General features: G+C 70.6%; 27 protein-coding genes. 10 read left to right on the top strand and 17 right to left on the bottom strand.

The features are described 5' to 3' along the window. Positions 1-69: 69 nt before the first annotated feature. A complete protein-coding gene (locus Psi01_RS16190) occupies positions 70-405 on the bottom strand; it encodes a hypothetical protein (protein WP_204064842.1) in 336 nt (111 codons plus the stop codon). Between the two features lie 163 nt (positions 406-568). Here Psi01_RS16190 and Psi01_RS16185 point away from each other — a divergent pair, with 163 nt between their 5' ends. Continuing rightward, entirely contained in the window at positions 569-1,378 is an 810-nt protein-coding gene (locus tag Psi01_RS16185; protein ID WP_204064841.1) for a class I SAM-dependent methyltransferase, read from the top strand. 111 nt (positions 1,379-1,489) lie between these two features. Here Psi01_RS16185 and Psi01_RS16180 read toward each other — a convergent pair whose 3' ends face one another. Both Psi01_RS16180 and Psi01_RS16175 read right to left on the bottom strand, forming a co-directional pair. Continuing rightward, on the bottom strand, positions 1,490-3,313 hold the full coding sequence (locus Psi01_RS16180) for a M14 family metallopeptidase (RefSeq protein WP_204064840.1): 1,824 nt from the start codon (positions 3,311-3,313) through the stop codon (positions 1,490-1,492). 158 nt (positions 3,314-3,471) lie between these two features. Continuing rightward, positions 3,472-3,879 carry an ATP-binding protein gene (locus tag Psi01_RS16175; RefSeq protein WP_204064839.1) on the bottom strand — a complete coding sequence of 136 codons (408 nt, stop codon included), beginning with the start codon at positions 3,877-3,879 and terminating at the stop codon, positions 3,472-3,474. Between the two features lie 147 nt (positions 3,880-4,026). Between Psi01_RS16175 and Psi01_RS16170 the strand changes: the two genes are divergently transcribed. Together Psi01_RS16170 and Psi01_RS16165 are read left to right on the top strand one after the other, a co-directional pair. Then, on the top strand, positions 4,027-4,884 hold the full coding sequence (locus tag Psi01_RS16170; protein ID WP_239127755.1) for a helix-turn-helix domain-containing protein: 858 nt from the start codon (positions 4,027-4,029) through the stop codon (positions 4,882-4,884). Between the two features lie 31 nt (positions 4,885-4,915). Beyond that, positions 4,916-5,146 (top strand): DUF397 domain-containing protein, encoded by a 231-nt coding sequence (locus Psi01_RS16165; protein ID WP_204064838.1) that lies wholly within the window; start codon positions 4,916-4,918, stop codon positions 5,144-5,146. A gap of 60 nt (positions 5,147-5,206) precedes the next feature. On the opposite strand, the gene Psi01_RS16160 is transcribed toward Psi01_RS16165, so the two are convergent. Both Psi01_RS16160 and Psi01_RS16155 read right to left on the bottom strand, forming a co-directional pair. Further along, positions 5,207-8,125, bottom strand: coding sequence for an AAA family ATPase (locus Psi01_RS16160; protein ID WP_204064837.1), 2,919 nt, complete (start codon positions 8,123-8,125; stop codon positions 5,207-5,209). 14 nt (positions 8,126-8,139) lie between these two features. After that, on the bottom strand, positions 8,140-8,796 hold the full coding sequence (locus Psi01_RS16155; protein ID WP_204064836.1) for a hypothetical protein: 657 nt from the start codon (positions 8,794-8,796) through the stop codon (positions 8,140-8,142). 533 nt (positions 8,797-9,329) lie between these two features. Between Psi01_RS16155 and Psi01_RS16150 the strand changes: the two genes are divergently transcribed. Continuing rightward, complete coding sequence (locus Psi01_RS16150; RefSeq protein WP_239127754.1) at positions 9,330-9,656, top strand: carboxymuconolactone decarboxylase family protein; 327 nt, start codon at positions 9,330-9,332, stop codon at positions 9,654-9,656. Here the strand turns inward: Psi01_RS16150 and Psi01_RS16145 are convergent. Then, the gene (locus tag Psi01_RS16145) at positions 9,653-10,855 is read right to left on the bottom strand and encodes a PQQ-dependent sugar dehydrogenase (protein ID WP_239127753.1); all 1,203 of its coding nucleotides are present in this window, start codon (positions 10,853-10,855) and stop codon (positions 9,653-9,655) included. The genes Psi01_RS16150 and Psi01_RS16145 overlap by 4 nt on opposite strands. A gap of 143 nt (positions 10,856-10,998) precedes the next feature. On the opposite strand from Psi01_RS16145, the gene Psi01_RS16140 reads away from it, so the two are divergent. Then, positions 10,999-11,751, top strand: coding sequence for an SDR family NAD(P)-dependent oxidoreductase (locus tag Psi01_RS16140; RefSeq protein ID WP_204064834.1), 753 nt, complete (start codon positions 10,999-11,001; stop codon positions 11,749-11,751). A 136-nt stretch (positions 11,752-11,887) separates the two neighbouring features. Here the strand turns inward: Psi01_RS16140 and Psi01_RS16135 are convergent, their stop codons facing one another. Further along, on the bottom strand, positions 11,888-13,108 hold the full coding sequence (locus tag Psi01_RS16135; protein ID WP_204064833.1) for an ABC transporter ATP-binding protein: 1,221 nt from the start codon (positions 13,106-13,108) through the stop codon (positions 11,888-11,890). A 177-nt stretch (positions 13,109-13,285) separates the two neighbouring features. Between Psi01_RS16135 and Psi01_RS16130 the strand changes: the two genes are divergently transcribed. Further along, positions 13,286-14,272: a LacI family DNA-binding transcriptional regulator gene (locus tag Psi01_RS16130; RefSeq protein WP_204064832.1), complete on the top strand. Its 987-nt coding sequence runs from the start codon at positions 13,286-13,288 to the stop codon at positions 14,270-14,272. Between the two features lie 12 nt (positions 14,273-14,284). Here Psi01_RS16130 and Psi01_RS16125 read toward each other — a convergent pair whose 3' ends face one another. Beyond that, positions 14,285-14,770: a glutathione peroxidase gene (locus Psi01_RS16125; protein ID WP_204064831.1), complete on the bottom strand. Its 486-nt coding sequence runs from the start codon at positions 14,768-14,770 to the stop codon at positions 14,285-14,287. 427 nt (positions 14,771-15,197) lie between these two features. On the opposite strand from Psi01_RS16125, the gene Psi01_RS16120 reads away from it, so the two are divergent. After that, entirely contained in the window at positions 15,198-15,722 is a 525-nt protein-coding gene (locus Psi01_RS16120; protein WP_204064830.1) for an aggregation-promoting factor C-terminal-like domain-containing protein, read from the top strand. Between the two features lie 118 nt (positions 15,723-15,840). Here the strand turns inward: Psi01_RS16120 and Psi01_RS16115 are convergent, their stop codons facing one another. Beyond that, on the bottom strand, positions 15,841-16,482 hold the full coding sequence (locus Psi01_RS16115) for a TetR/AcrR family transcriptional regulator (protein WP_204064829.1): 642 nt from the start codon (positions 16,480-16,482) through the stop codon (positions 15,841-15,843). A gap of 89 nt (positions 16,483-16,571) precedes the next feature. Here Psi01_RS16115 and Psi01_RS16110 point away from each other — a divergent pair, with 89 nt between their 5' ends. Beyond that, the gene (locus Psi01_RS16110; protein WP_204064828.1) at positions 16,572-17,687 is read left to right on the top strand and encodes a ferritin-like domain-containing protein; all 1,116 of its coding nucleotides are present in this window, start codon (positions 16,572-16,574) and stop codon (positions 17,685-17,687) included. Positions 17,688-17,714: 27 nt separating this feature from the next. Here the strand turns inward: Psi01_RS16110 and Psi01_RS16105 are convergent, their stop codons facing one another. Continuing rightward, a complete protein-coding gene (locus Psi01_RS16105) occupies positions 17,715-18,431 on the bottom strand; it encodes a hypothetical protein (RefSeq protein WP_204064827.1) in 717 nt (238 codons plus the stop codon). A gap of 124 nt (positions 18,432-18,555) precedes the next feature. Here Psi01_RS16105 and Psi01_RS16100 point away from each other — a divergent pair, with 124 nt between their 5' ends. Beyond that, positions 18,556-18,846: a hypothetical protein gene (locus tag Psi01_RS16100; RefSeq protein ID WP_204064826.1), complete on the top strand. Its 291-nt coding sequence runs from the start codon at positions 18,556-18,558 to the stop codon at positions 18,844-18,846. 75 nt (positions 18,847-18,921) lie between these two features. Here Psi01_RS16100 and Psi01_RS16095 read toward each other — a convergent pair whose 3' ends face one another. Next, positions 18,922-19,617, bottom strand: a complete 696-nt coding sequence (locus tag Psi01_RS16095; protein WP_204064825.1) for a TetR/AcrR family transcriptional regulator — start codon at positions 19,615-19,617, stop codon at positions 18,922-18,924. 83 nt (positions 19,618-19,700) lie between these two features. On the opposite strand from Psi01_RS16095, the gene Psi01_RS16090 reads away from it, so the two are divergent. Then, a complete protein-coding gene (locus Psi01_RS16090; protein ID WP_204064824.1) occupies positions 19,701-21,185 on the top strand; it encodes an MFS transporter in 1,485 nt (494 codons plus the stop codon). A gap of 22 nt (positions 21,186-21,207) precedes the next feature. On the opposite strand, the gene Psi01_RS16085 is transcribed toward Psi01_RS16090, so the two are convergent. From Psi01_RS16085 to Psi01_RS16060, 6 genes are all read right to left on the bottom strand, one after another. Next, positions 21,208-21,537, bottom strand: coding sequence for a DUF202 domain-containing protein (locus Psi01_RS16085; protein ID WP_239127752.1), 330 nt, complete (start codon positions 21,535-21,537; stop codon positions 21,208-21,210). Positions 21,538-21,572: 35 nt separating this feature from the next. Further along, positions 21,573-21,935, bottom strand: coding sequence for a YidH family protein (locus tag Psi01_RS16080; protein WP_204064823.1), 363 nt, complete (start codon positions 21,933-21,935; stop codon positions 21,573-21,575). Between the two features lie 69 nt (positions 21,936-22,004). Next, a complete protein-coding gene (locus Psi01_RS16075) occupies positions 22,005-22,418 on the bottom strand; it encodes a DUF8711 family protein (protein WP_204064822.1) in 414 nt (137 codons plus the stop codon). Positions 22,419-22,484: 66 nt separating this feature from the next. After that, on the bottom strand, positions 22,485-23,771 hold the full coding sequence (locus Psi01_RS16070; RefSeq protein ID WP_204064821.1) for an ABC transporter substrate-binding protein: 1,287 nt from the start codon (positions 23,769-23,771) through the stop codon (positions 22,485-22,487). A 27-nt stretch (positions 23,772-23,798) separates the two neighbouring features. Beyond that, positions 23,799-24,983, bottom strand: coding sequence for a branched-chain amino acid ABC transporter permease (locus tag Psi01_RS16065; RefSeq protein ID WP_204064820.1), 1,185 nt, complete (start codon positions 24,981-24,983; stop codon positions 23,799-23,801). Continuing rightward, positions 24,980-25,858, bottom strand: a complete 879-nt coding sequence (locus Psi01_RS16060; protein ID WP_204064819.1) for a branched-chain amino acid ABC transporter permease — start codon at positions 25,856-25,858, stop codon at positions 24,980-24,982. The genes Psi01_RS16065 and Psi01_RS16060 overlap by 4 nt, the downstream gene beginning before the upstream one ends. Between the last annotated feature and the right edge of the window lie 2 nt (positions 25,859-25,860).

The raw sequence follows: 25,860 nt of genomic DNA, 5'->3' as shown, positions 1-25,860 counted from the left end.
ACCCGCGGAGGTCGGTGCCTCCCGGGTCCGCGACTCCTGAGCCGGTGCCCGCCGGTCAGCGCCCGCCGGTCAGTGGGAGATGAAGGGCAGGCGGGGAGGGACGGGCGAGTACAGCGCCTCCACCGGCGGCCGCTCGAAATCCGCCGGCGCGGCCGACGGCGCCTTCCGGCCCGGCCTGCCCGTCCGCGGGAAGGCGTTCACCCTGTCCACGCCGCAGCCGGGGCAGTTCACCCCCGCCCACGGCGGCTGGACGGGGATCTCGGCCTGCAGCCAGACCACCACGTCGTGACCGTGCCCGTCGGTCAGGTGGCGGACGGTGTACTCCTGCTCCCACACGTGCCGGCACTGCAGGCACTCCAGTGACCACGCCTCGAGGGTGCTGAACTCCTCATACACGTCAACCACCTCCACAGGTGATGTCGACGACGTGGTTCAAGTCTGGGCGCCGCCGCCGGGGACAACAAGCACGGGGATCCCCAGATTCAGTAATTCTCACATATAGAGACGATCTTTCTCATTTAATGAGACCACTGCTACGGTTGGCCCACCCGACCGAAGGAGTGGTCCTGTGACGACGAAGGACGCCGTTTACACGCACGGCCATCACGAGTCCGTACTGCGGTCCCACCGCTGGCGCACGGCGGAGAACTCGGCGGCCCACCTCCTGCCGCACCTGCAGCCCGGGATGTCGCTGCTGGACGTGGGCTGCGGGCCCGGCACCATCACCGCCGACCTGGCCGTACGGGTCGCCCCGGGGACGGTCACCGCGTCCGAGGTCACCGAGGAGGCCCTGGGACTGGCCCGCGCCGAGGTCGCGCGGCGCGGCCTGAGCGGCGTCGAGTTCGCCGTGGCCGACGTGCACGCCCTGGACTTCCCCGACGACTCCTTCGACGTGGTCCACGCCCACCAGGTGCTGCAGCATGTGGGCGACCCGGTGCAGGCCCTGCGCGAGATGCGGCGGGTCTGCAGGCCGGGCGGGGTCGTCGCGGTGCGCGACAGCGACTACGCCGCCTTCACCTGGTTCCCGGAACCGCCCGAGCTGGACGAGTGGCTGGCCCTCTACGAGAAGGTCGCCCGGGCCAACGGCGGCGAGCCCGACGCGGGGCGGCGGCTGCTGTCCTGGGCCCGGGCCGCCGGCTTCACCGACATCTCTGCGACCTCCTCGACCTGGTGCTTCGCCACGCCCGAGGACCGGCAGTGGTGGGGCGGCATGTGGGCCGAGCGGATCCTGAAGTCCGACATGGCCCGCCAGGCCCTGGACTCCGGCGCCGCCGCCGAGGACGACCTGCGCCGCATCTCCGAGGGCTGGCGGGCGTGGGCCGCCGAACCGGACGGCTGGCTGTCCCTGCTCCACGGCGAGCTGATCTGCCGGGCCTGACGCCGCACCGGCTCGCCGGACACGGCCCGACCGGCGGCACGGCTCCGGCGTGACGCGGCCCCCGCGGGCCGGTACGGCCGCCGCCGGGCGACGGCCGTACCGTTCAGCGGCTCACTGCTGCTGAGTGATCCTGACGTCGTCGACCCCGGCCTCGACCAGCGAGGCTCCGGAGGCGTCGGCCGCGTCGATCAGGATCCGGACGGTCTGCCCGGCGAAGGCGTTCAGGCTCGCCGTGGCCGTCGCCCAGGCGCCGTTGCGGTTGCTCGCCGCGCCCGCCTGGTTGAGGACCGTCGAGGTGGTGTTGCCGACGACCCTCACCCGCAGGTAGTCGGCGCTGGAGGAGTTGGAACCGTGCGCCAGGTACCACGACAGCGACAGGTTCAGCGTCCCGCTCGACGGCAGGGCGATCGGCGGTGACTGGATGCTGGTGACGCCGCCGTCGATGTCGTAGGCGCCCGCCGAGGAGCCCGCCAGACGGCCGGTGACCAGGTCGTTGGTCCCGCTGACCGTGGTGCCGAGCTGCTTGGCGCCGCTGGAGGTGGTGGCCGCCGGGTCACCGCGCTCCCACGTTCCGGTGGTGGCGGTGTCGGTGCCGCCCGGGTTGGTCGTCCAGCCGGTCGCCGTCTCGAAGGTGTCGGAGTAGACCGTCGTGGGCGGCGTGCCGGTCCCGCAGTACTGCGACTCCTTGCCGATGATCCGGTAGACGCAGTCGGAGTACTCGAGGAAGCGCAGCACGGCCTCCCGGTTGCGGGTGGTCTGCGGGACGATCTGCTCGTCCGGCGGGTAGAAGCCGGGGTTGGAGCCGGTCGGGTACATCTCGAAGGTGAAGCTGAAGATCTTGTAGGCGCCCCACATCCAGTCGTCGATGGTCCCGTCCGTGATGTACAGGTCACTGGCCTGTTCCGGGGTGTAGCCGTTGGTCGAGGCCATGTTCTGGCCCAGGGTGGCGTGGGCGTCCCGGTCGTCCTGGGTCAGGCCCGGCGCGGTGTCGTTGAAGGTGTAGCCGTAGGGCCACAGGATCAGCTCGCTGTAGGTGTGCCAGTCGATGTGTGACTTGATCTGCTGCACACCGCCGACGACCCGGCCGCGCACCCAGTTGGCCGCCGCCCGCACCTCGGGGGCCGACTCGGCCGACGGGCCGCGGTAGGTCTCACTGGAGGTGGAGCCGGAGGAGCCGTTGCAGCAGCCCCAGTTGTAGGCCCAGTTGCGGTTCATGTCGGTGCCCACGGCGGACGAACCCGAGTTGGGCTGGCGGTTCTTGCGCCAGGAGCGGTAGGAGCCGGTCGCGATGTCGTACTCACCGCCGTCCGGGTTCATGTCCGGCATGATCCAGATCTCGCGGCTGTTCACCAGGTTGGTGATGCGGCTGTCGCTGCCGTAGTTGTCGGTCAGGAGGTGCATGATGTACAGCGCCATCTCGACCGTCAGGTGCTCGCGGGCGTGCTGGTGGTGGGTGAACAGCACCTCGGGCTCGTTCTCGTCCGTGCCCACGTTGTCGCTGATCTTGATCAGGCGGAGGTTCCTGCCCTCGTACGACGTGCCGTAGTTCGCCTGGCTCATGATGTTCGGATGGGCCGCGACCAGGGCGTTGATCTCGGCGTTCATCTCGGCGTAGTTGTGATAGCCGGAGTCGGCCGGCGGGAAGTCGAGCGCGCGGGCGTCAGGGGATAACGATCGCTCGATCTTCGTGACCTTGAAACCCAGCTTCTTGATGGCGGCGATCTCAGCCTCCGTGGCGGTGACCACGATCGAGGTGGGATCCACCTGGTCGATCGCGGCACCCGTGGCCGCGACCGCGCTGCGCTGCCGGGAGTCACTGGGACCCTCGACGGTGTACTGGCTGTTGGGCGGTGGTTCCGCCGAGCCCTCCACTCCGGTCATGCCGAGGCATAGCAGCGCCAGGGCGGCGATTCCGACGATCAGACGGTTTCTCACCGGGTCCTCCTCAGGCGCGCTCTTGGGGGGTTGTCGCACGCCTGCACTGAGAGTCAAGCACGGAGGTCGATCCGGAAAGACCCAATTCCGGCGCGACCCGAAGAACACGACGTCTTCCGAAAGGAGTCACCGCTTCCCCCGGAAGAGCGCCACGAGCCTCAGAAGGGGACCTCGAACCAGAGTGTCCTGCTCCCCCGCGGACTCTCCTCCCGCACCCCCCAACGGGAGGCGATCAGATCCACCAGGAACAACCCCCGGCCGCCCTCGGCGTCCGGCTCGTTGCGGATGTACGGCGCCGACCTCGTCGAACCGGCGTCGCACACCTCGACCGTGACGGCCCCCGACTCCACCGCCACGGTCATGATCACCCGACCCCCGCCGGCCGATCCTGAGTGAACCACCGAGTTCGTGACCACCTCGCTGACGAGCAGCACGACGTCATCGGAGGCCGGATGGCTCTCCCCCAGGAGCTCGGTCACCTGCCGCCGGGCCATCGCCACCGCCTCCGGCACCCCCCGCAGAATGACGGTGGATCGGGGGGCGACGGTCTGCTGCCCGGTCCTCATGGTCGACCTCGCTCCCCACGGGCGCGTTCTTCTGCGGATCGCGCTCTGAGATGGCACACTCACTCACAGTGAACTGTTCTATCAAAGACAGCGACATCCCAAAGTGAAATTCCACAGTTTCGTGCCGGAAGATGGAGGTCTCCCGTCATGACCCGGTGCAGTCCCACAGCCAGGCACCGCCGGCTGATGGCCGAACTGAACCGCCTCCGATGCGACAGCGGACTCTCGCGGGCCGAGGTCGCCGCCCTGATCGGGTCCACCGACACCACGCTCTGGAGATACGAGACGGGTCTGACCCGTCCCAAACCCTCCGATGTGGCGGCGCTCACCAGCGTGTACGGCGTCGACGGAGAGGAGCGCGAGTCCCTGCTCCAGATGGCCAAGGAGGCCCGGCGGCGGGGCTGGTGGCACCGGCACCGCCGGGCCCTCAAGCCCGGCTTCGACTCCTACATCGGACTGGAGGCCGAGGCGTCGGCGGTGCGGGTCTACGAGCCGCTGGTCGTGCCCGGCCTGACGCAGACCGAGGCGTACGCCCGCGCGGTCATCGAGGCCGTCGCCCCCGCCTGCTCCCCCGCCGAGATCGACGAGAAGGTCGCGGTGCGCGCCTCGCGCCAGCGGCTGCTGCACGGTCCGGGCGACCCTATCCACCTGGTCGCCGTGCTCGACGAGGCGGTCCTGTGGCGCCAGGTCGGCGGCCGGGAGGTGATGCGCGAGCAGCTGGAGCATCTGGTCCGGCTCGGCGCGCTGCCCAACGTGGAGCTGCGGGTCATCCCGTTCTCAGCGGGGGCGCACGCGGCGATGGACGGCAAGTTCTGCCTGCTCAGGCTCCCCGAGGCCGCCGATCCCGACCTGGTCTACCTGGAGCGGGCCACCAGGGGTCTCGTCTCGGACGACCCCGAGGAGGCGCGGCGCTACACCCGGATGTTCGACGACCTGACGGCGCTGGCCCTCGACGAGCAGGCCTCGACCGCCCGCATTGCCCGGGCGGCCGAGGAGATGACATAACGAAAGGAGTCGAAGAAGGCGGGTGACCCTGATGGATCCCTCTCGCGTCACGTGGCGCAAGAGCAGCCGCAGCACCGACGGAGGCGACTGCGTGGAAGTGGCGGTCGTCCCCGGCGGTCCGGCAGCGTCCGAGCCGGGATCCGCATCCGGCGGACTCTATCTGGTGCGTGACTCCAAGGACCCCGACGGACCGGCGCTGACGTTCACCTCGGACGAGTGGGACGCCTTCGTCACCGGGATCAAGCGCGGCGAGTTCGGCTGAGAGGTCCCGGGGGGAGCCCATCGCCCCGGTTCCCCCCAGGACCTCTCAGCCGTCATCCGATCACCTGGCCGGGCGTTCGCCGTCCGGGCCGTTGTATCCCAGAAGGCGCATGGCGATCTCCGGGTCCATCGCGGCTGCCAGCAGTTGGGCCCGCTCCACCGCGCGGTCCCGTTGCGCCTCCGCCCTGGCCCGGGCAGACTGCACGCCCCGGATCACCGCGAAGGCGATGCCCGCCCCCACCACGACGGCCACCACCGCGACGAAGACCACCAGGAGCGTGCCGCGCTCCGCGTCGAGGCCCGCGCCGGCCGTCACAGACGGGTCCCCGGTGAACACGTACACCCCGAGCAGGGTGAACAGGGCCAGGGCCACGAGACTGGCCACGACCACCGCGAAGGCCCTGAACCTGCGCCGCCTGGGCGGGGGCGCGACGGGCCGTACCTCCTCCTCGGCCTCCGGCAGCGGGGTCTCGACCGCGACGTGCTCCTTCTTGTCCTCCCACGGCACGAACTCCGGCCCGTTCTCCGCGAGCGGCTCCAGGGACGTCGCCGAGCCGTGCCCGTTGCCCGTCACCACGGAACCCTGGATGACCGGGACCGAGGGCTCCAGCCGCGGCACGGTCACCGGCACGGGCAGTTCGCGCGCCACCCGGCTGTGCTCGCGGTGCGCCCTGGCCGCCTCCTCGTGGTACTCCTCGATCTCGGCGTAGAGATCGTCCGAGGCGTAGACCGAGCCGTCGACCAGCGGTCCCTGCCGCTGCTCCAGGATCGCCACCACGTCGTCGCCGTTCAGCGTCTTGTGGGTCTCCAGGGCGTGGGCCAGGCAGAGCACCTCCCGCCGGTGCTCCCGGAGCAGCTCCTCCGTCCTGTCCAGCAGGCGCACCAGGTTGAACTCGATGCGCTCGCCGAGCACGTCGGGGGCGGCCTTCTGCGCGCCGCCGGGCGGCTTGGTGAAGCCGATGCCCCCGGCGCCGCCGCCGGGCCTGGGCATGGACTTGCCGCCCATGATCTCCAGCTCCTGCAGCGCGGGCAGCGAGGTCACCCCGCGTCCCATCCCCCAGTGCGCCTCCATCAGCGCGGTGAGGTAGGTGGCCGAGAACAGGTCCCCGGAGACGCCGGAGGAGTTGTCCTCGGCGAAGAACATCCGCTCTCCGGCCAGCGAGGCGAGCGAGACCATGATGTCGGCCTCGTGCTCGGACTTCCACCGGGTGAACTGGTCCTCGGGCTTGATGCTCGCCACCATGCCGAGATAGTCGGCGCCCTTCTCGATCGTGGCGATGTCGATCTCCAGGTGGAAGCGCGTGCGGTAGGCGGCCACGGCGTGGCACGCCTCGTGCACGGCGACCGCGTGGCGCTCGCGCTCGATGTACTCCACGTCCTCGGGCGGGCCGAGTTGCTTGAGCCGCTTGGCCCGGGTCACGTCGGACCAGGTGATGACATCGCGGCCGTCGCGGATCGCGGTGATCAGCGACTCGTTCACCAGGTCCTTGATCGTGGCGCCGGTGGCGTAGGGGGTGATCGTGGCGAGCTTGTCGAGCTGCTCCTCGGTCAGCTCGTGCTGGACCTTGTCGAAGTAGCCCCGGTAGGTGCGCACCCGGCCCGCCTTGGACGGGTAGCCCACCTTGTAGATGCGGTCGATGCGCCCGGGCCGCAGCAGCGCCTCGTCCAGCGAGTTGGGCATGTTGGTGGCCATCATGACCAGGATCCGGTACTTCGGCGGCGGCTTGGGCCGCATGCCGAACAGCCTGCGCACGTAGCGGTTGACCAGGCCGCGCGGCTTCTTCAGGCCCGACAGCTCGGTGAGCAGCGCCTGCAGGGTGCCGGGGTCTCCGCCGCCGCCCATGTTGCCGCCCATGAAGAAGCGGTTGCGCCCGGTCTCGGGCTCCTGCCGCCCGCCGGTGTCGCGGGTCAGCAGCCACCGCGTGTCCTCGGACAGGTAGCCGAAGCCGTGGCAGCCGCCGGAGTGCGGGGAGAAACCGGGCCCGCCCCTGGGCCCCTGCTGGGCCAGCGAGCCGCGGCGGCCGAGGGAGTCGGCCTCGTCGAAGAAGACGATGACGCCGCCGTACCGCAGTGCGAGCTTGCGCAGCTTCCTGAACAGCGACTTCACCTTCAGGATGCCGATGCCCATGAACATGTTGACGAACGCGCCGGGGTCGACGAAGACGTACGGCTTGCCGGTCTCACCGGCCACCGCCTCGGCCATCAGGGTCTTGCCGGTGCCGGGCGGTCCCCACAGCAGCAGGCCGCTGGGCACGTAGCCGCCGCGCTCCTCGATGGCGTCCGGCTTCTCCAGGAAGACGATGTTCTCCTTGACCCGCTCGACCACGTGATCCTGGCCCCACACGTCGGTGAAGCGCGTCTTGATGTCGTCGGGGAAGTAGGTCTCGACCCCACCGCGGGACAGCAGCCAGAACAGGCCGATGAACTGGAAGGCGATGAAGAAGAAGGCGAAGGCCAGCTGCGCGACGTACGGCAGCGCCTGCCAGATCAGGGCCGGCGCCTGGAACAGCGCGATGGCGGGTGAGGTGTCGAGCACCTCGCCGAGGATCAGCGCCAGGACCGCGATCCAGAACAGCCACTTGATCGCCCGGGCGAGGCGGAAGCGGTTCCAGTCGGAGAAGCGGCGATGGGTCCAGCGCTCGAAGCCGCCGAACACCGAGCGCGTCCAGAACCTGTGGTAGCCGGCCGAGTGCTCGCTGATGCCGAAGTGGACCTGGCGCAGGATCTCGGCGCCCAGCAGCCAGAAGATCCACTGCGCGTCCCGCGCGGTGAGGATCAGCGCGTCCTGGAAGGTCATGACGCCCTCGAAGGAGGCCATCTTGTTCCAGACCAGCACGAAGTAGATGATCGTCAGGATGAGGACGAACTTGATCCGGTCCCAGAACGGCATGCGCTTCCTGGTCTGGGACTCGGGATCGGTCGGGCCGCTGCCCGGCGGGCGGAGGCCTTCGACGTGAGGGGGCGGTGCGGGTGACTTCATCTATCGGCCTCTCCTCACCCCATGGGGCGTTTGATGACCTTGAAGGACTGGGCGATCGCGTCGAATTCCGCGGCGCGCTCGCGATAACACGACGCCGAGCAGCGGATCAGCATCGTGGACAACCGCTGGCCGTCGGCGGCGAGATAGGCGGTGAGGTCGAAGGTGTGGGTCCCGGCGCCCTGGATCGCGTAGTTGAAGCGCACGTGCACGCCCTGCAATCCGTCCCCGGGCTGGATCACCTCGTCGGCCAGCAGTTCGAAGTCGGTGGCCGGGTAACCGGGGATCGCCAGCGCCTGCTGGCGGGCGCTCTCCGTGACGGGCAGGAGGGCGTCGCGCATGACGTTGAGGGACATCATGTCGCGCTGCTCGGGCAGGAGCGTCGTGACCCGGACGAAGACGAACGGCTCGTCCGTGCTGCCCAGGCCGTACAGGTGCCCGACGGCGGGCTCGGCGTGGGCGTCGTAGGCGGCCAGCCAGATGAGCTTCTTGCTCAGCTGGGCCGTGGCCGAGTCGGGGTCGCCCTGGGTGAAGAACCGCGACAGCGTCTCCTGGTCGACCGCGTGCCAGCTGGCGGGCACCTTGAAGTAGGTCTCTCCGCTGTCGTGGCGGACGTAGGTGAACTCCGGGCTGGCGCACCCGGTGAGTCCGAAGGTCAGAGTGGTGATGAGCATCGCCGAGAGGGTGAAGACGGCCCTTGATCTTTTCACCAGGGCTATACCTCCGCCTTGGAAGTCAACGGGGGACTTATGCCCGTTTTTCGAGTATCTCTCTCCTTCGGACGCCCGGCTATCTTGGAAATCTTGACCAAATCTTGGCGCTATATGGGCTCCACTTGTTACACATCATCCGGTCAATTCCACGCGCCCAGTTGAATTCTCAACATCGCTTCTGTAAAGAGCGTCACCCTCCATAGGCGACCGGGGCCCGGCAACGTGGGCGCAACCCGATCTGTGTGATCTTTTACGGCGCGGGGACGCACGGGGGCCGCCGACCGGCCCCTTCAGCAGATGGCGATATATACACGCATGTCGGGCCTCCTAGTGTGTAAGGAGCTATCCCTCATGCCGGAACCGGCCAAGGATGGGAGGGTCGCGACGTCCTCGCCGCGCTCGTTCTCGACCGCCGGTTGACGGACTCGGAGTGACTCATGAACGGAAACTCGGGCGACACCCCTTCTGACCGCCGAGCGCGCGGATTGGAGATCATGAGACGGGTCAGCGGCCGGGGCGACTCCGGCGACGAGCCCGGCGACTTCTTCGGCATGACGGTCGAGCACCTGTTCGCCGAGGTCTGGTCCCGCGAAGGGCTGAGCATGCGGGACCGCAGGCTGCTCCTGGTGGGCCTGCTCATCGGCCAGGGCATGGACGACGTGCTCGGGGTGCAGCTCGACGCCGGGCTGCGGACCGGGCAGTTCACCCCGGAGGAACTGCGCGAGATCGTCATCTTCCTCACCCACTACGCGGGATGGCCGCGCGGGGCCAGGCTCGACGCCCAGGTCGAGGATCTGATCTCCCGGTTCATGGAGGACTAGGGTGCGGCCTCCAGGCGGTACAGGGGGCCCTCCAGGCTGAGCGCGTAGAGCTCCCCGTCGTGGTCCTGGCCGAAGGACGACAGCTGCCGGACATCACCGATCTTGTCTCCCTCGCCCGGCCGGTCGGCGGGGGTCGACCTGATCCAGCCCGCGCAGAAGTCCCCGTAGAGGAAGCGCCCCGACAGGCCGGGAAGCCTGGTCCCCCGGTAGACGTATCCGGCGATCACCGAGCAGTTGCCGCCCTCGCCGAGCGGGTACTCGATGACCGGATCGGTCGTCCGGCCCTTCGGGGCGTTCCCCTGGAACGGGTGGCGGCCCTCCCGGAGGTTCCAGCCGTAGTTGCGCCCGCCCTCCCCCGCGGGCTCGAAGTCCACCTCCTCCCAGGCGTTCTGGCCGACGTCGCCGATCCACATGTCACCGGTCCGGCGGTCGAAGGTGAAGCGCCAGGGGTTGCGCAGGCCGTACGACCATATTTCAGGCTTGGCGCCCTTCTTTCCCACGAACGGGTTGTCCTCGGGAACGGTGTACGGCCTGCCGCGCGGGTCGATCCTGAGGATCTTCCCCAGCCAGGTGCCCAGGTCCTGCCCGTTGCCCTGCGGATCTCCCCCGCTGCCCCCGTCGCCCAGCGCGATGTAGAGATAGCCGTCCGGCCCGAAGGCCAGCTGCCCGCCGTTGTGGTTGGCGTACGGCTGGCGCTGGGTCAGCACGTCCCTGCGGCCGCTCGCCCGGCGGCCGTCGAAGGCCCACTCCGTGATGTGGGTGTGCCCGTCGCGGTCGGTCCAGTTCAGATAGAGGAAGTCCCCGTCGGGGTGGAACGCCACACCCAGGAGTCCCTGCTCGTTGCCCTGGCTCACCTCCTCCGACAGGTCCACCACGGGCCGGGCGGCGACCTCGCCGTCCGCGACGGCCCGCAGCCGCCCGCTCTGCTCGGCGACGTAGAGCGTGGAGTCGTCCGGGCGCACGGCCATCGCCACGGGCCGGTCCAGCTGGGCGATCTCGGTGAAACGCGGCCGGGCGGCCGGGGACGCGGAGGGCGAGCCCGCGGGCTCGGAGGGCCCGGGTGCGGACCCGGTGGCGGAGGGCTCGCTCACGGACCCGGCGGCCGAGGGCGGGGCCGCCGGCCCGCCCGCCGAACAGGCGGCCAGCACCGCGCACAGCAGAGCCGTCCCCGCGCCCATCCGGTACGAGAAGATCCTCACAGTTCTCACCCTCCAGCCTCCGGGTCTCCACCCTCGATGATCCCTCTACCCGGCGGGAAGGGTGGAGGTTCCCTGAAGACTCCCCCGCCGGCGGTCGTGATCCCGCCGGACGGGGGCGCAGGCCCGGTGCCTAGACTGCCGTCATGCCTTCCGCACTGATCACTGGCGCGACCGCCGGCATCGGCGCCGCGTTCGCGCGCCGCCTGGCCGCCGACGGGTTCTCCCTCGTCCTGGTCGCCCGCGACGACAAGCGCCTGGCCGTCTCCGCCGAGGAACTGCGCCTGCGCTACGGGGTGCGGGTCGAGGTGCTCCCCGCCGACCTGACCGCCGAGGACGGCCTCGCGGCGGTCGAGCAGCGGCTCCGCGAAGGGGTCGACCTGCTGGTCAACAACGCGGGCTTCGGCCACCGCGGCGCCTTCCTCGACGTCCCCGTGGCCGACGAGCTGCGGATGCTGAAGCTGCACTGCGAGGCGGTGCTGCGCCTGACGATGGCCGCGCTGCCGGGGATGCGGGAGCGCGACCGGGGAGGAGTGATCAACGTGGCCTCGGTGGCGGCGTTCTTCACCCGGGGGACCTACAGCGCGTCCAAGGCCTGGGTGGTCAACTTCAGCCGGTCGACGGCCGCCGAGCTGGCCGGCGAGCGGGTGCGGGTCATGGCCCTGTGCCCCGGCTTCGTCCGCACCGAGTTCCACGAGCGCGCCTCGATGGACGTCTCCGGCATCCCCGGCGTGCTGTGGCTGTCGGCCGACAAGGTGGTCGCCGAGGCCATGCGCGACCTGGCGCGCGGCGCCTGGGTGAGCGTGCCGGACCTGCGCTACAAGGCCATCGTCGCGGTCGGCAGGCTGGTCCCGGGCAAGCTCACCGGCCAGGTCTCGCGCCGCCTCGGGCGCAGGTAGCCGGCCCGCCGCGCCGTACGGCCCCGCCCGGGCCGTACGGCCTTTCGCCGCGGGGCCGTACGGCGTGCGCGGACGGGAACGGGCCCGCGCCACGGGAGGGGGTCGTGGCGCGGGCCCGTTCGCCCTGCGGGGATGGTCAGACGCGGATGCCCGCGGTGTGGCCGATCGACAGGCCGGAGGCCGGGTCGAAGAAGTGCAGGTTGTGGGTGTCCACGACCAGCTCGATGTGCTGGCCGGGGCGGACGTGGCTGCGGGAGTTCACGCGGGCGGTCCACAGCGACTTGTCGCCGACCAGCGGGAGGGTGGCGTCCTCGTCGTCACCGGCGTCGGCCGCGGCCACGGTGTCCTGGTGCTGGACCGGCGGGGCGTCGATCAGGAACAGGACGTTGATCTCGGAGCCCAGCTCCTCGGTGACCTCGGCGCGGACCGGCAGGCGGACCCAGCCGCCGGCGTGGCCGTTGGCCGCCACCGAGTCCTCGAAGTCGGAGGGGCGGATGCCCAGGATGACCTGCTTGCCGAGGTACTGGTCGAGACCGGGCTTGTCGTTGAAGGTCGACTGCGGCACCGGCAGCTTGTAGCCGGCGAACGCGACGGCGGCGCCGCCCTCGCCGCGGACCAGCTCGGCGTTGACGAAGTTCATCGACGGGGAGCCCATGAAGCCTGCGACGAACAGGTTGACCGGGTTGTCGAAGAGGTTCTGCGGGGTGTCGACCTGCTGGAGCAGACCGTCGCGCAGGACGCAGACGCGGTCGCCCAGGGTCATGGCCTCGACCTGGTCGTGCGTGACGTAGACGGTGGTCACGCCGAGGCGCTCGTGCATCGTGTTGAGCGAGGCGCGCATGGAGACGCGGAGCTTGGCGTCGAGGTTGGACAGCGGCTCGTCCATGAGGAAGGCCTGCGGCTCACGCACGATGGCGCGGCCCATCGCGACACGCTGGCGCTGACCACCGGACAGGGCGGCCGGCTTGCGCTTGAGGTACTGCTCCAGGCCGAGCATCTTGGCGGCCTCGCCGACGCGCTTGGAGATCTCCGCCTTGGGCATCTTGCGGAGCTTGAGACCGAAGGCGAGGTTCTCCTCGACGGTCATGTGCGGGTAGAGCGCGTAGTTCTGGAAGACCATGGCGATGTCGCGGTCCTTGGGCGGCAGGTGGTTGACCACCTTCTCGCCGATGAGGATCTCGCCGCCGCTGATGTCCTCAAGACCGGCGATCATCCGCAGGGCGGTGGACTTACCGCAACCGGACGGACCGACCAGCACCATGAACTCCCCGTCCTTGATCTCAAGGTTGAGGCCGTTCACTGCCTTCACGCCGCCCGCATAAATCTTGTCGACGTTGTTGAGAACGATGGATGCCATGGACAGTCCTTAGCGCTTCGGGCCAACCCCGCGTTCACCCGATGTGGATACGTTTTCATGAATCTCACCTGAACCGGACATCGCTGTCAAGGGTCCAGAGAGTTTTGGCTTGTCACCTGCGGCGCCGTTACCTCTCCGTGCTGTCGCCACCACGGAAACCATGATGGAATCGTTTCCATGAACATGCGCCGGACCACCATCAAGGACGTCGCGGAGGCGGCGGGCGTCGGAGTGGCCACGGTCTCCCGGGTGCTGTCGGGCGGCTCGGCCAGCCCGGAGACGCGGGAACGGGTGCTGACCGTGGCGGCCCAGCTCGACTACCGGCCCAGCGCGCTCGGGCGCAACCTGCGCCAGCGGCGCTCGGGCGGGATCGGGCTGCTCGTGCCCGACATCACCGACAGCTTCTACGGCCGCCTGGCCGACGGCGTGCTGGCCTGCGCGCGCTCGGCCGGCGAGCCGGTCATCCTGGGCACCACCGGCGACGACGCCGAGCGCGAGGCCGAGGAGATCGCCGTGCTGCTGGAGCAGGGGGTCGACCGGGTGGTGGCGGTGCCCGCCGGCAACGGGGAGATCTGGGAGCCGACCCTGCGCAGCGGGCTGACCACCGTGTTCGCCCACCGGCTCGCCGCGGGCCGCCAGGATGTGCCGGCCGTCCTCGCCGACGACCGGGCGGGCGTGCGCACCGCGGTGGACTATCTGACGGGGCTGGGCCACCGGCGCATCGCCTATCTGGGCGGCCCCGGGCAGGACAGCCGGGTCTCGGTCTTCCGGCAGACGCTGGGCGCGCTGGTGGACGAGGAGCTCATCGTCTTCGCGCGGGGCAGCCGCGACTCCGCCTACGCGGCGGCGGCCGGGCTCTTCCAGCACCGGCCCGACCTGACCGCCGTGCTCGCCGGGGGCAACCAGCTGGGCGAGGCCGCCGTGCTCGCCGCCAGGGAGCTCGACCTGCGGGTGCCCAAGGACCTCTCGCTGATCATGTTCGACGACGTGCCCTGGGCGGAGCTGTGCTCCCCCCCGCTGACCGTGATCGCCGAGCCCGCCCAGGACATCGGCTACCGCGCGGCCGAACTGGTGCTGCGCGCCGGCGGACGGCGCCCGCGCGGGGCGCTGCTGCCCACCGAACTGATCGTCAGGGGCAGCTGCGGCCCGCGCCGCACTCAGTGAACCGGCCGGGACTCAGAGGGACTTCTCGATCGCCTCGACGAGGGCGGGGTCCTCGGGCACGACGCCGGGCCGGAACCGGCCCAGGATCCGCCCGTCGCGGGCGACCAGGAACTTCTCGAAGTTCCACTGCACGTCCCCCGCTGCGCCCTCGGCGTCGGCGACCTCGGTCAGCTCGGCGTAGAGCGGGTGCCTGCCCTCGCCGTTGACCTCGCTCTTGGCCAGCAGCGGGAAGTCGACGCCGTAGTTCACCGCGCAGAACTCCTGGATCTCCTCGGCGGTGCCCGGCTCCTGGCCCATGAACTGGTTGCACGGCACGCCGACGACGGTGAACCCGCGCTCGCCGTAGGTCCGCTGGAGGTCGACCAGGCCCGCGTACTGCGGAGTGAGACCGCACTTGGAGGCCACGTTCACGATGAGCAGGGACTTGTCGCCGACGAGTTCGGCGATCGTGGTGGGGGTACCGGACAGGGTTTCTACCGGGATGTCACGAATGTTCATGACCAGAGGGTAATCGGCGGCCTTTCACCCGCATCGGCGGGGCATCCCCCGCCTCGCGGCACGCCGTTCCCCATCCGCGACGAGTCCCGACCAGACGGGGCATCGCGCTTCAAACCCCATGACAGGCCGATTTTTTCCACCCGGCCGCCCCCTCGGTCCGCGGACCGTGTTCAGCCCGCACCCTCCGAACCGCCCGGAGGTTTCGAAGATCGGGTAAACAGCTCTCTTTCCCGTGTCGCAGCCGCCCTCCGGCGCCGCCCCGGCGTACTAGAAACCGCCTAGAGACACCGCCGCGGCGTCGTGCCGGAACATGCCGGCCGACCACGCGGGCGCCCCTCGTGCGAGCCACGGGCGAGGGAGCGCCGAGCGGGTGGGGATCTTCACGTCCCCGTCCGCCTCCCGCACGCGGCCCGACGGAAGGATGATGATGAACGGAAACCGCGTTCTCCGTGCCACGGCCGTGACCGTGCTCACCGCGTCCACCGTGATCGGATCGACGATGACCGGGCACGCCGAGGAGAACGCCGAACCGTCCAGGGAAGGGGCGGCTCAGGCGGTTCACCAGAGCGTGCGGTCGACGGGGAACGTCCACCGGGGCGTGTGGTCGACCCGGGCGGAGCCCCGGGCCAGGTCACGTGCCAGGACCGCCAAGGGCAGGAACAAGGCGATCGCTTTCCGCCTCGTCTCCCGCCGGGCGTGGTCCCAGAACCAGTTCCAGTGCCTGGACAGTCTCTGGACCAGGGAGAGCAACTGGAACCACCGGGCGCAGAACCGCTCCTCGGGTGCCTACGGCATCCCCCAGGCGCTGCCGGGCTCGAAGATGAGCGGCAGCGGCGGGGACTGGCGGTCCAACCCGGCCACGCAGATCCACTGGGGTCTGCGCTACATCAAGAGCCGCTACGGGTCACCGTGCGGCGCGTGGGGTCACTTCCGGTCGAGGAACTGGTATTGACCCACGCGGGGAGTTGCCAGGGGAAGGGCACACTCCTCGCCGACGCCCGGGGTTTCGGGAGCCCCGGGCGTCACCCTTTTCCACCGGCTTCCACCGGTCTGCGGCCGGACCCGGGACCTCACCTCCCGCGCCCGGCGAGACGGCCGGCGATGGCCTGGATGAGAAGCTCCATCCCGAACTCGAACTCGGCCTCGTGGTCGCAGGCGCCCAGCTCCACCGCCAGGGACCTGGTCTCGGGGAACAGCACCGGGTCCACCTTCTCGATGTCCACCTGGGAGTGGTGGACCGGGGCGAAGGTGGGGGTGACGCCGACCTCCCGCAGCAGCGACCCCACGATGTAGGCGATGAACATCCGCAGGATGCGCACCGCCTCCTCGCCGTCGAAGCCGACGCTGCGCAGCGTGGCGAGCGCCCGCTCGACCGGCAGCATCCCGGCCGGCGACTGGAGCTGGCGGCTGACCACCACCATCGTGCACCGGGGATAGTGGTGGGCGATCTGCCGGAACGCCCGCGCCTGCATGCGCACGCGGTCGGTCCAGTCGGCGTCGGGGTCGTCGGTGAACTCGATCCCCGACAGCACCGTCTCGGCCACCGCGTCCAGCAGCGTCGCCTTGTTGGGCACGTGGTTGTAGAGCGACATGACGCCCACGCCCAGGTCGGCGGCGATCCTGCGCATGGATATCGCGTCGGCCCCCTCGCGCTCGATCAGGTCGATGGCGGCGGCGACGATGCGCGGGCGGGACAGCGGCTCGACAGGCATGGCCCCATTCTCCTCCCGCCCATTGACGGACGTACACCGTACGTGCCACGCTCCAGACATACGTACGGTGTACGTCCCTGGAGGTCGCATTGTCGACGCACGACCTGTACACGATCCCGGCCGGACTCTCCACGTGGGACGTGGAGGCCGCGGGCGCCGCCCGCTTCACCTGGGAATACGACGACGGCAGAGACCGCATGCTCGCCCTGTACCAGAAGGGCAAGGACAAGCAGTGGGACTCCGTCAAGCGCATCGACTGGGACCTCGAGGTCGATCCGTACGACATCCTCGGCATCCCCGACACCACCATCGCCATCTACGGCACCCCGTTGTGGGACCGGATGGACGAGAAGCAGCGCCGGGACGTCCGCCTGCACAACGTGGCCTGGCAGTTCTCCCAGTTCCTGCACGGCGAGCAGGGCGCGATGATCTGCTCAGCCCGGATCGTCGAGTCGGTCCCCGACCTCGACTCCAAGTTCTACGCCGCCACCCAGACCATGGACGAGGCCCGGCACGCCGAGACCTACGCCCGTTTCCTGCAGGAGAAGGTCGGCCTGGCCTACCCCATCAACGAGCACCTCAAGTCGCTGCTGGACAGCACCCTGAGCGACTCCCGCTGGGACATGCCCTACCTGGGCATGCAGGTGCTCATCGAGGGCCTGGCCCTGGCCGCCTTCGGCGTGATGCGCGACATCACCACCAAGCCGCTGCCCAAGCAGATCCTCGCCTACGTGATGCAGGACGAGGCCCGCCACGTCGCCTTCGGCCGCATGGCGCTGCGCGACTACTACCGCAACCTCAGCGAGAGCGAGCTGCGCGAGCGCGAGGACTTCGTCATCGAGGGCTGCTACCTGATGCGCGACCGCCTGCGCGGCCGGGAGACCTGGGAGAACCTCGGCCTGAGCAAGGCCGAGGTCGCCCAGGCCATGGAGGCCGTGGACCAGTCGGAGTACCTGCGGCTGTTCCGCTCGCTGCTGTTCAGCCGCATCGTCCCGTGCGTCAAGGACATCGGCCTGTGGAGCCCCCGCCTGCAGCAGGCCTACGCCGACATGGGCGTGCTGGAGATGGCCGGCCAGAGCCTGGACGCGCTGATGAAGCAGGACGAGGACATCGCCGACAAGCTCGACGCCGAACGCTTCGCCGTCGAGGAGGCCGAGCGCCACACCGAGGTCGCCGAGACCATCGCCCTGGGCGCCGAGTCCTGACTCTTTCCTGCCCCTCTCCCCGGCCCGTCACATGAGGGTGCGCAGACCCTCCAGGAGGGTCTCCCGCTCCGGGGCGGTCAGGCTCTCGTACGGCGCGGCCGCGCGGCGGTTGGTGTCGGCCTCGATCGCTTCGCGGGCGGGGCCCGGCGGCATGGTGACGATCTGCCGGGCGGTGAGGCCGGCCGCGCTCCAGGCTGCGGCGTGGGCGTCGGCGCGGTGCAGGCGCAGCGCCGCCAGGCGGTTGAACAGCAGTACGCCCGCCGGGGTCCCCTCCGGTTCATGGGGCGGGGAGACCTGGGCGAACGCGGGGCCGCCGCTGCGCTCACCGGCGGCCAGGAGGCGGCCGGCGAGGCCGGCCAGGACCGGCACCCGGGCGGCGTGCGGCGCCCACAGCCCGGCGGTCGCCGCGGCGTGCACGCCGTACAGCTCCGCGATGAACGCCAGCGCCCGGTCCGTGGCGCGCAGCGCGCCGCCGTCGTCGGTCAGGACGCCCCGCCCGACCTGCTCCGCGATCTCCTCCTCCCCCACGGGGTCGTACCGGTAGACGGCGGCCAGACCCTCGCGGGTCAGCGGGCGGGCCGGGAGCACGTACCGCAGGTCGATCACGAGACCCGGGTCCCCGTCCCATCGCGCGACGAGCTCCCGGCCCAGCGGCCGGCTCGCGGCGTGGACGCCGACGTGGACGACGTCGATCACGGGCGCGATCTCCGCCGCGTACCGGGCCAGATCATCAAATCGCGACATAGGCCGATATCTTGCTCCACTCCTCCCGCCGCGCCAAAGCCGGAGGACACAACGGTTCCAGCCCGTCCCACGGAGCGGCGGGAACGCTCTTGCCGCAGGGGTGGATCAGGAATACCGTCCAGCCATGGGCGTCCTCCACCAACCCCGAGTGGCCATGGACGGCGCGCGAGTCTTCGTCGCCGCGGCCAACGCCGAGGTCTACTGGTGGCTCACCGACATGGTCGGCCGCTACTTCGGCGAGATGTACCAGCTGAAGCTGGCCGAGACGCGCCTGCGGCTCCAGCAGGAGGACGCCGCCTACTCCGAGGCCGGAGTCTGGCGGGTCCGCCTGCAGGAGATGCTCCGCGAGCGCCCGGAGCTCACACCGGTCCTGTCACAGATGGTCGCGGAGACCACCGAGCGGATGCCCCGCTGACCCGGACACCCGGCTGACCCGGACACCCGGCTGACCGACCGCGCCGCCCCCTCCCGGACCACCGGCGCCACCGCCTCAGCCCTCCGGTCCGCCGGTGTCGTCGTCGCGGGTCCGCGGCGCCAGCCGTACGGCGACGCCGTCCAGGACCAGCTCGAGTTTCCTGCCGAACCACACGTGCGACGGATCGGCCAGCGCCTCTCGCAGCAGCGGCGCGATGTCCGGTCCCGCGACGTCGGCCAGGGCCTCGGCGGTGTCGGCGCGCACGGTGCTCTCCCCCACCGGGGCGTCGAGCTGCCCGGCCACCGCGAACTGGCCCACGGCCAGGTCGTAGACGGTGTCGGCGGCCAGGAAGGCCGCCTCCAGGCTGAACCCGTGGCCGACCAGCCCGTGGATGGCCGCGCCGAAGCGGGCCATCAGGCCCTCGGGGATCCGGGTGAGGGTGAGCAGCTCGCGATCCAGCCCCGGGTGGGCCTCCAGCAGCCGCCAGACCGCCCACCCCTGCGCCGACAGGTAGGCGCGCCAGTCCTCGCCGGGCTCGGGCCATTCGGCCAGCTGGATGATCCGGTCGACGGCCGCCACGACGAGATCCTCACGATCGGCGACATGGCGGTAGAGCGCCGAGTGGCTGGCCGACAGCTTCTCGGCGACGGTGGCCAGTGTCAGGTTGCCGAAGCCGACGGCCAGGGCCGCGTCGGCGATCACCTGCCGCGTCAGGCGCGGCGGCCGGCCTCGGGGGCGGCCGGGCACGGGCCGCCGTTGCTGATCGTCCACTCGCCCATTGTTCCGCAGAACCTCTGGATAATTAGTGACAGCTTGTCTTTAATAGGTGAGGCTCACCTAACAAGGAGGTCCGCATGGAAGCTGTCCGCTATCGCCCAGGATGGGCGTTGGGCCTGGTCACCGCCGCCTGCATGGTGATGACGCTGGACATCACGATCGTCAACGTCGCTCTGCCGGAGGTCCGCGACGACCTGGGAGCGAGCCTGGCCGACCTGCAGTGGGTCATCACCGCCTACACCCTCGCCTTCGCCTCGGTCCTGCTGGCCGCCGGATCGCTGGCCGACCAGGTGGGCCGGCGGCGCGTGTTCGTCGGCGGCCTGTCGGTGTTCACCCTGGCCTCGCTCGGCTGCGGCCTGGCCCCGGGAGTGGTCGCGCTGGACGTCCTGCGCGCGCTCCAGGGACTGGGCGGCGCCTTCGCCTTCGCCCCGGCGATGGCGATCATCGCGGCCAACTACACGGGCCAGGCCAGGACGAAGGCGATCGCGGTCTTCGGCGCGACCGCCATGGCCGCCGGCGCCGTCGGCCCGCTGGTCGGCGGTCTGCTGGTGGAGAGCGTCGGCTGGCGCAGCCTGTTCCTGGTCAACGTCCCGCTCGGCGCCGCGGTGGCGGCACTGGCACTGCGCCACATGGCCCCCGACCCCCGCGGCCGTTCCGTGCGCATCGACGTCGCCGGCGTGCTCACCCTCACCGTCGGGGTGTCGGCGATCACCCTGGCCCTGCTGCGCGGCCAGGTCCAGGGCTGGAACAGCGCCGCCACCCTGGGCCAGGCGGGGATCGGGCTGGCCGGGCTGGCCGCGTTCGTGCTCACCCAGCGGTACGGCTCCCGCCCGCTGCTGGACCTGTCGCTGTTCGCCGTCCCGTCCTTCACCGGCGCCGCCCTCGTCGCCCTGCTGGCCCGCACCGTCAGCTTCGGCCTGCTCGCCTACCTGGTGCTCTTCCTGGAGGGCGCCTACGCCTACAGCGCGTTCGAGGTCGGCCTCCGGCTGCTCGGGCTGAGCGTCATGCTGGTGGCCGGCGGGCTGCTCTCGGCGCGGCTGGCCGCACGCGTGCCGCCGGGCCGGCTGGCCTCGGCCGGATTCGCCGTCAGCGCCGCGGGACTGGCCGCGCTGCCGCTGGCCGACGCCGGCGGTTCCTGGACCCGGCTGCTGCCCGGGCTGCTCCTGCTGGGCCTGGGGATGGGAATGGTCGCCACCCCCAACATGACCATCGCCATGAACGTCGTGCCGCCCGAGCGCACCGGGGTCGCCTCCGGGCTGATCAACTCGTTCCTGCCGCTGGGCACCGCGCTCGGGACGGCCGCCTTCGGCGTCCTGTTCAGCGCGCACATCCACGCGGCCCTGCCCGGCGCCGTCGCCGACGCGGTCACGACGGGCCGGCTGGAGGCCGTGCCGCCCGCCCTGGCCGCGCCCGGCCGCGAGGCGCTGGCCGGCGCGGTCGGCGTGATCGGCGCCGTCGGCGCGGCCGTCGCGATGGCCGCGGCCGTACTCGCCCTGGTCCTGATCCGCCCCGGCGACCTGCGCCACACCGAAGCCGCGCCGCAGGCGGTGGACGCCGGCTGAACGGAGGGCGGGAGGGGCCGCCTCAGCGTACGAGGACGAAGACGGCCGAACCGGCCACGGCGGCGAGGGTGCCGAACCAGGCGAGGAGGGCGTCGGCGCGCTCGTCGAGCGGGCGGCCCCGGTGCAGGGCCTCCTGGACGCGCCGATAGCGTACTCCGGTGCGGGCCAGCAGGACCGCACCGCACAGGGCCGCCACCGCGAAGGGCGCCGCGACCATCGGGGGGACGCCGGTGCGCAGCGCGACCCCTCCGGCGCCCAGGCCGCTGGCGGCCAGCATCGTGGCGGTGCGGACCCAGGCCAGCCGGGTACGCTCGCTCTGCAGCCCCTGGTCCCAGGGAGCCTCGCTCATCATCCGGCGCTCATCATCCGGCGCTCATCGCCCGGCGCTCATCGGCCGGTCAGGATGAGGACGAGAGCCAGCAGGGCCACGGCGGCCACGCCGTAGCCGAACAGGGGCGCCAGCGCGGGCGGGGGGATGGGGGCCTGGCTGCGCAGCGCGTTCTGGACGTGCCGCCAGCGGGGATAGGCCATCCCCGCGCACAGCGCGGACAGCGAGACCAGGACGACCGCGAGCGCGGTCCGCATCCACGGTACGAAGGCATCCGGCGAGACCGCCGCCATGGCGACGCCGCCCGCGCTCAGCGCGAGCGACGTGCTCAGCCAGGTCAGGAAGGTCCGCTCGTTCGCCAGTGTGAACCGGGGGTCCGGCTCCTTTCCATCGAGGTCGGCCGGCTCTTTCGAGGTGCCCATGCCATCGACGCTAATTCAACGACATTTCCCCTAGAGAAGGCGGGATTGGACAACGGGGACGGCCGAGGTTCAGCCGCCGCCACCGCCGCAGGCGTTGGTGAGCTCATTCACCCACTGCGCGCTGTCGGAGGCGACCTTCTGCGCCGCGTCGACGGCCTCGTTGGCGCTGTTCACGTTGAGGGAGTCCAGGCTGTTGGAGACGCTGTCGGCGGCCTCCTTCAGCGAGGTGTTGGCGGCCTTGTCGGCCAGGTCGCCGAGCTTGGCGGCGCCGTCGTTGAGCGCCTGCTCCATCGCGGCGGGGTCGTTGATCAGGCCCCCGACCTTCGACACGGTCTCGGTCACGATCCCGGCGGCCTGGATGCACTGCTGGGCTTTGTCGACGCCCTCGCTCACCTGCTGGAGCTCGGAGCAGCCGGTGGTCAGGAGGGCCGCGGCCAGTGCGGAGGCGGCGAAAGCGAGTGTTCGTCGCTGAAGAGGTCGCATGACCCGACACTACCCAACGGGCCGGTACGGCGCGCCGTACCGGCCCGTCATGGCCTCCCTGGCGGATCAGAGCTTCTCGAAGCAGGGACCGTCCATCGTGTAGGACTGCGCGGTCGGACCGGTGTAGAAGTCCTTGACGATCGTGACGCCGGTGGGCGCCGCCCTGTCGGGCTTGGAGATCAGCGTCTGCCGGAACGTCGCGGTGCCGGGGTCGCCCGCGTAGTTGCCGGCCTCGGGGGGCAGCATGCCCTCGTAGTCGACCGTGGACAGCGACTTGACCGCGGCGAGCAGGCCCTTGCGGCTGATGTCCCCGCCGGCGACCATCTTGTCGAGCGCGGCCTTGAGCGGGTAGGACCAGGCCCACCCCGAGGTGTAGCCGTCGTTGGGCGTGACGTTGCCCAGCGCCTCGCGCATCGCCCGGTGCCCGGGGGTGTCGGCGCCCCAGGGACGGCCGGGCGAGGACTGCTCGTACAGGGCCAGGATCGCGGGCGCGGCCGGGCTCTGCAGCAGCGCCGGGTTCCAGGTGGGGCCGGTGCCGATGAAGCGGCCCTTGAACCCGGCGGCGGCCGACTGGCCGATGATCGCGGCGGCGTCGGCCGGGCCGGTGGTCAGGATGACCAGGTCCGGCTTGTTCTTGGTGATCTCGGTGATGGCCCGCCCCTGCTCGGTCGCGCCGGCGGGGGTCTCCACCGCGGTGAACTCCAGGCTGTTCCTCTCCGCCGCGATCTTCGCCCCGGCCGCGGCGTCGGCGCCGTAGTCACCGGCGTAGTGCACGGCCATCACGGTCTTGGGCTCGTAGGTCTCCATCGCGTAGTCGACGGCGTTCATCGACTCGACGCAGTAGTTGGAGCCGCTCTCCACGATGACGTCCTCGAACTCCCAGGCCGAGGTCCACGACGCGGGCGCGGAGACCACGTTGTTGGCCTTCAGGTCGGCGAGGATGGCCGCGGTGGTCGGCGAGCCGAGCGTCTGGGCCAGGCCGAGCACGTTGTTCTTGATCTCCTGGTAGACCTGGTTGTGCGTCTCGGGGTTGTACTTGTTGTCGCGGACGTAGGCCTGCACGTCCACCTCGTACTTGCCGCCGATGCCGCCCGCCTTGTTGACCCGGTTCCAGAACGCCTTCTGCGCCTGGGTGATCGGTACGGCGAGCGCGGCGAACGGCCCGGAGGTCAGGTCGGAGATGGTGCCGAGATAGACGCACCCCTTGTTCCTGTCCACCGCCAGGGGGCAGGGTTCGTTGGTGACTCCCGTGGTCACGGCGGCCTTCTGGTCCTCGTCGTCCCCCCGGATGACGCCGCACGCGGACAGAAGGGCCACCACGGAGACCGCTATCACCAGGTGGCGCTTCGACATGGACTCACTCCTTTGGCGTGAGAGGGCTTAGTAGGAGAAGGGCCAGCTCTTCCAGTAGGCCCGCACGCGGATCCACAGGCCGAACAGCCCTCGGGGCTCGAAGACCAGGAACAGCACGATCAGCAGGCCGTACAGGGCGACCTGCACCTGGAAGACGTTGGGTGTCTGGGTGGTGTCGGCGCTGACGAACGGCAGCAGGGCCGGCAGTTCCTGGGTCAGCCGGGGCAGCAGGGTGATGAACAGCGCGCCGGCTACGGCGCCGGAGACCGTGGCCACGCCGCCGATCAGGATCATCGCGATGAACTGCACCGACATCAGCAGGTTGAACGAGCCCGGGTCGAAGAACCCGGTGATCGTGTACATCAGCGCGCCCGCGCAGCCCGCGTAGAACGAGGAGATCGCGAAGGCGAGCGTCTTGTACCGGGTCAGCGGCACGCCGATCACCTCCGCGGCGATGTCCCGGTCGCGGATCGCGGAGAAGGCCCGGCCGATCCTGGACCTGGCGAGGTTGCGCGCGGTCACCGCGAAGAGCACGAGCAGGACCAGCATGAGCATGTAGAGCGACTGCGCCCGGGTGCCGAGCGCGCTGTCGACGTCGAAGCGGAACCCGAACAGCTCGGGCACCGCGGCCGGGCGGCCCACCCCCGGCCCTCCGGTCAGGTGGTCCCACTCCTTGAAGATGTGCTCGCCGAGGAAGACCAGCCCGAGCGTGACGATCGCCAGGTACAGGCCGCGCAGCCGGGCGGCCAGCGGGGCCACGAGCACCCCGGCCAGCGCCGCGACCAGCCCGGCGGCGGGCAGCCAGACGATCATGTTGGTGATCCCGAAGCCGACGACCCGGCCCTCGGGGTCCCCCGACAGCGCCGCCGAGGTGTAGGCGCCGACGGCGATGAAGAAGGCGTGGCCGAGCGAGACCTGGCCGGCGTAGCCGGTGACGATGTTGAGCCCGATGGCGCCGATCGCCGCGACGTACCCGCCGGCCAGCAGGATCAGCAGGTCGTCGGGCAGGCCGCTGAACAGGATCGCGACGCCGAGCAGCAGCGCCAGCCAGACCTTCTTGGCCCGGGTGTCCAGCAGCGCCATGTCCTGGGAGTAGGAGGTGTACAGCAGCGGCCGTCCCCTGGGCCTGCGCGCCCGCGGAGCCGCCGGGCCCGCCCGCGGGGGCTCCGCGACCGCCTCCAGGTCGCCGGTCCGCCCGGTCATCCGCGTCATACGCGCTCCACCTCCGGGGTGCCGAACAGGCCGTACGGTCTGACCAGCAGGACCAGGAGCATCACCACGTACGGCGTGACGACCGCGAAGTTCTGTCCCAGCCAGGGCGCCAGATCCCCCTGGTAGGACTGGACGAGCGACTCCACGACCCCGATCACCAGCCCGCCGATGACCGCGCCGCCGAGTGAGTCGAGCCCGCCGACGATGATCGCGGGCAGCGCCTTGAGCGCGATGATCCAGGTGAGCTGGTCCACCCCCTGCCCGGTGCCGACGAAGGTCCCCGCGACGGCGGCCAGCCCGCCGGCCAGGCCCCAGGACAGGGCGAAGACCATGCCCACCGAGACGCCCTGGGCCAGCGCGGTCTCCTGGTCGAAGGCCGCCGCCCGCATGGCCAGGCCGTAGCGGGTGTAGCGGAAGAAGGCGAACAGCAGCCCCACCAGCACGGCCGTGGTCAGGAACATCGCGATCCACCGCTGCTGCACGACCAGGCCGCCGATGTCCGCCAGCCGCAGCCCCCACGGGTCGCCGACCTGGCGCACGTCGAGCCCGATGAAGCCGTTGACCACCACCCGGATGACCACGTCGACGCCGAGCGTGATGATCGCCACGACGAAGACGGGCCGGCCCACCATCGGGCGGATCGCGACCCGCTCGACGGCCAGCGCGACCCCGGCGATCAGCAGGGTGGACAGCAGGACCGCGAGGTAGAAGCCGGTCACCTGCACCAGATAACTGACCGCCACCGCACCGGCGATCATGAGGGCGGGCTGGGCGAAGCTGATCACCCGCGTCGCCTTGTAGATGATCACGAATCCGAGGGCCAGCAGCGCGTATACCGACCCGGTGCCCAGCCCCCGGATCAGCGATTCGAGCACGC

Origin of the sequence: Paraplanobispora siamensis, assembly GCF_016863175.1 — a bacterium.
GTDB lineage: Bacteria > Actinomycetota > Actinomycetes > Streptosporangiales > Streptosporangiaceae > Planobispora > Planobispora siamensis.
This window is presented reverse-complemented; position numbering and strand designations above follow the sequence as displayed.

Coding starts and splice junctions, on each gene's coding strand:
- Psi01_RS16120 (WP_204064830.1), top strand. CDS start 15,198: ATGAACGGAAACCGCGTTCTCCGTGCCACGGCCGTGACCGTGCTCACC.
- Psi01_RS16125 (WP_204064831.1), bottom strand. CDS start 14,770: ATGAACATTCGTGACATCCCGGTAGAAACCCTGTCCGGTACCCCCACC.
- Psi01_RS16160 (WP_204064837.1), bottom strand. CDS start 8,125: ATGAAGTCACCCGCACCGCCCCCTCACGTCGAAGGCCTCCGCCCGCCG.
- Psi01_RS16070 (WP_204064821.1), bottom strand. CDS start 23,771: ATGTCGAAGCGCCACCTGGTGATAGCGGTCTCCGTGGTGGCCCTTCTG.
- Psi01_RS16175 (WP_204064839.1), bottom strand. CDS start 3,879: ATGAGGACCGGGCAGCAGACCGTCGCCCCCCGATCCACCGTCATTCTG.
- Psi01_RS16100 (WP_204064826.1), top strand. CDS start 18,556: ATGGGCGTCCTCCACCAACCCCGAGTGGCCATGGACGGCGCGCGAGTC.
- Psi01_RS16135 (WP_204064833.1), bottom strand. CDS start 13,108: ATGGCATCCATCGTTCTCAACAACGTCGACAAGATTTATGCGGGCGGC.
- Psi01_RS16115 (WP_204064829.1), bottom strand. CDS start 16,482: ATGCCTGTCGAGCCGCTGTCCCGCCCGCGCATCGTCGCCGCCGCCATC.
- Psi01_RS16065 (WP_204064820.1), bottom strand. CDS start 24,983: ATGACGCGGATGACCGGGCGGACCGGCGACCTGGAGGCGGTCGCGGAG.
- Psi01_RS16170 (WP_239127755.1), top strand. CDS start 4,027: ATGACCCGGTGCAGTCCCACAGCCAGGCACCGCCGGCTGATGGCCGAA.
- Psi01_RS16080 (WP_204064823.1), bottom strand. CDS start 21,935: ATGGGCACCTCGAAAGAGCCGGCCGACCTCGATGGAAAGGAGCCGGAC.
- Psi01_RS16075 (WP_204064822.1), bottom strand. CDS start 22,418: ATGCGACCTCTTCAGCGACGAACACTCGCTTTCGCCGCCTCCGCACTG.
- Psi01_RS16085 (WP_239127752.1), bottom strand. CDS start 21,537: ATGATGAGCGAGGCTCCCTGGGACCAGGGGCTGCAGAGCGAGCGTACC.
- Psi01_RS16090 (WP_204064824.1), top strand. CDS start 19,701: ATGGAAGCTGTCCGCTATCGCCCAGGATGGGCGTTGGGCCTGGTCACC.
- Psi01_RS16140 (WP_204064834.1), top strand. CDS start 10,999: ATGCCTTCCGCACTGATCACTGGCGCGACCGCCGGCATCGGCGCCGCG.
- Psi01_RS16105 (WP_204064827.1), bottom strand. CDS start 18,431: ATGTCGCGATTTGATGATCTGGCCCGGTACGCGGCGGAGATCGCGCCC.
- Psi01_RS16150 (WP_239127754.1), top strand. CDS start 9,330: ATGAGACGGGTCAGCGGCCGGGGCGACTCCGGCGACGAGCCCGGCGAC.
- Psi01_RS16165 (WP_204064838.1), top strand. CDS start 4,916: ATGGATCCCTCTCGCGTCACGTGGCGCAAGAGCAGCCGCAGCACCGAC.
- Psi01_RS16155 (WP_204064836.1), bottom strand. CDS start 8,796: ATGCTCATCACCACTCTGACCTTCGGACTCACCGGGTGCGCCAGCCCG.
- Psi01_RS16130 (WP_204064832.1), top strand. CDS start 13,286: ATGAACATGCGCCGGACCACCATCAAGGACGTCGCGGAGGCGGCGGGC.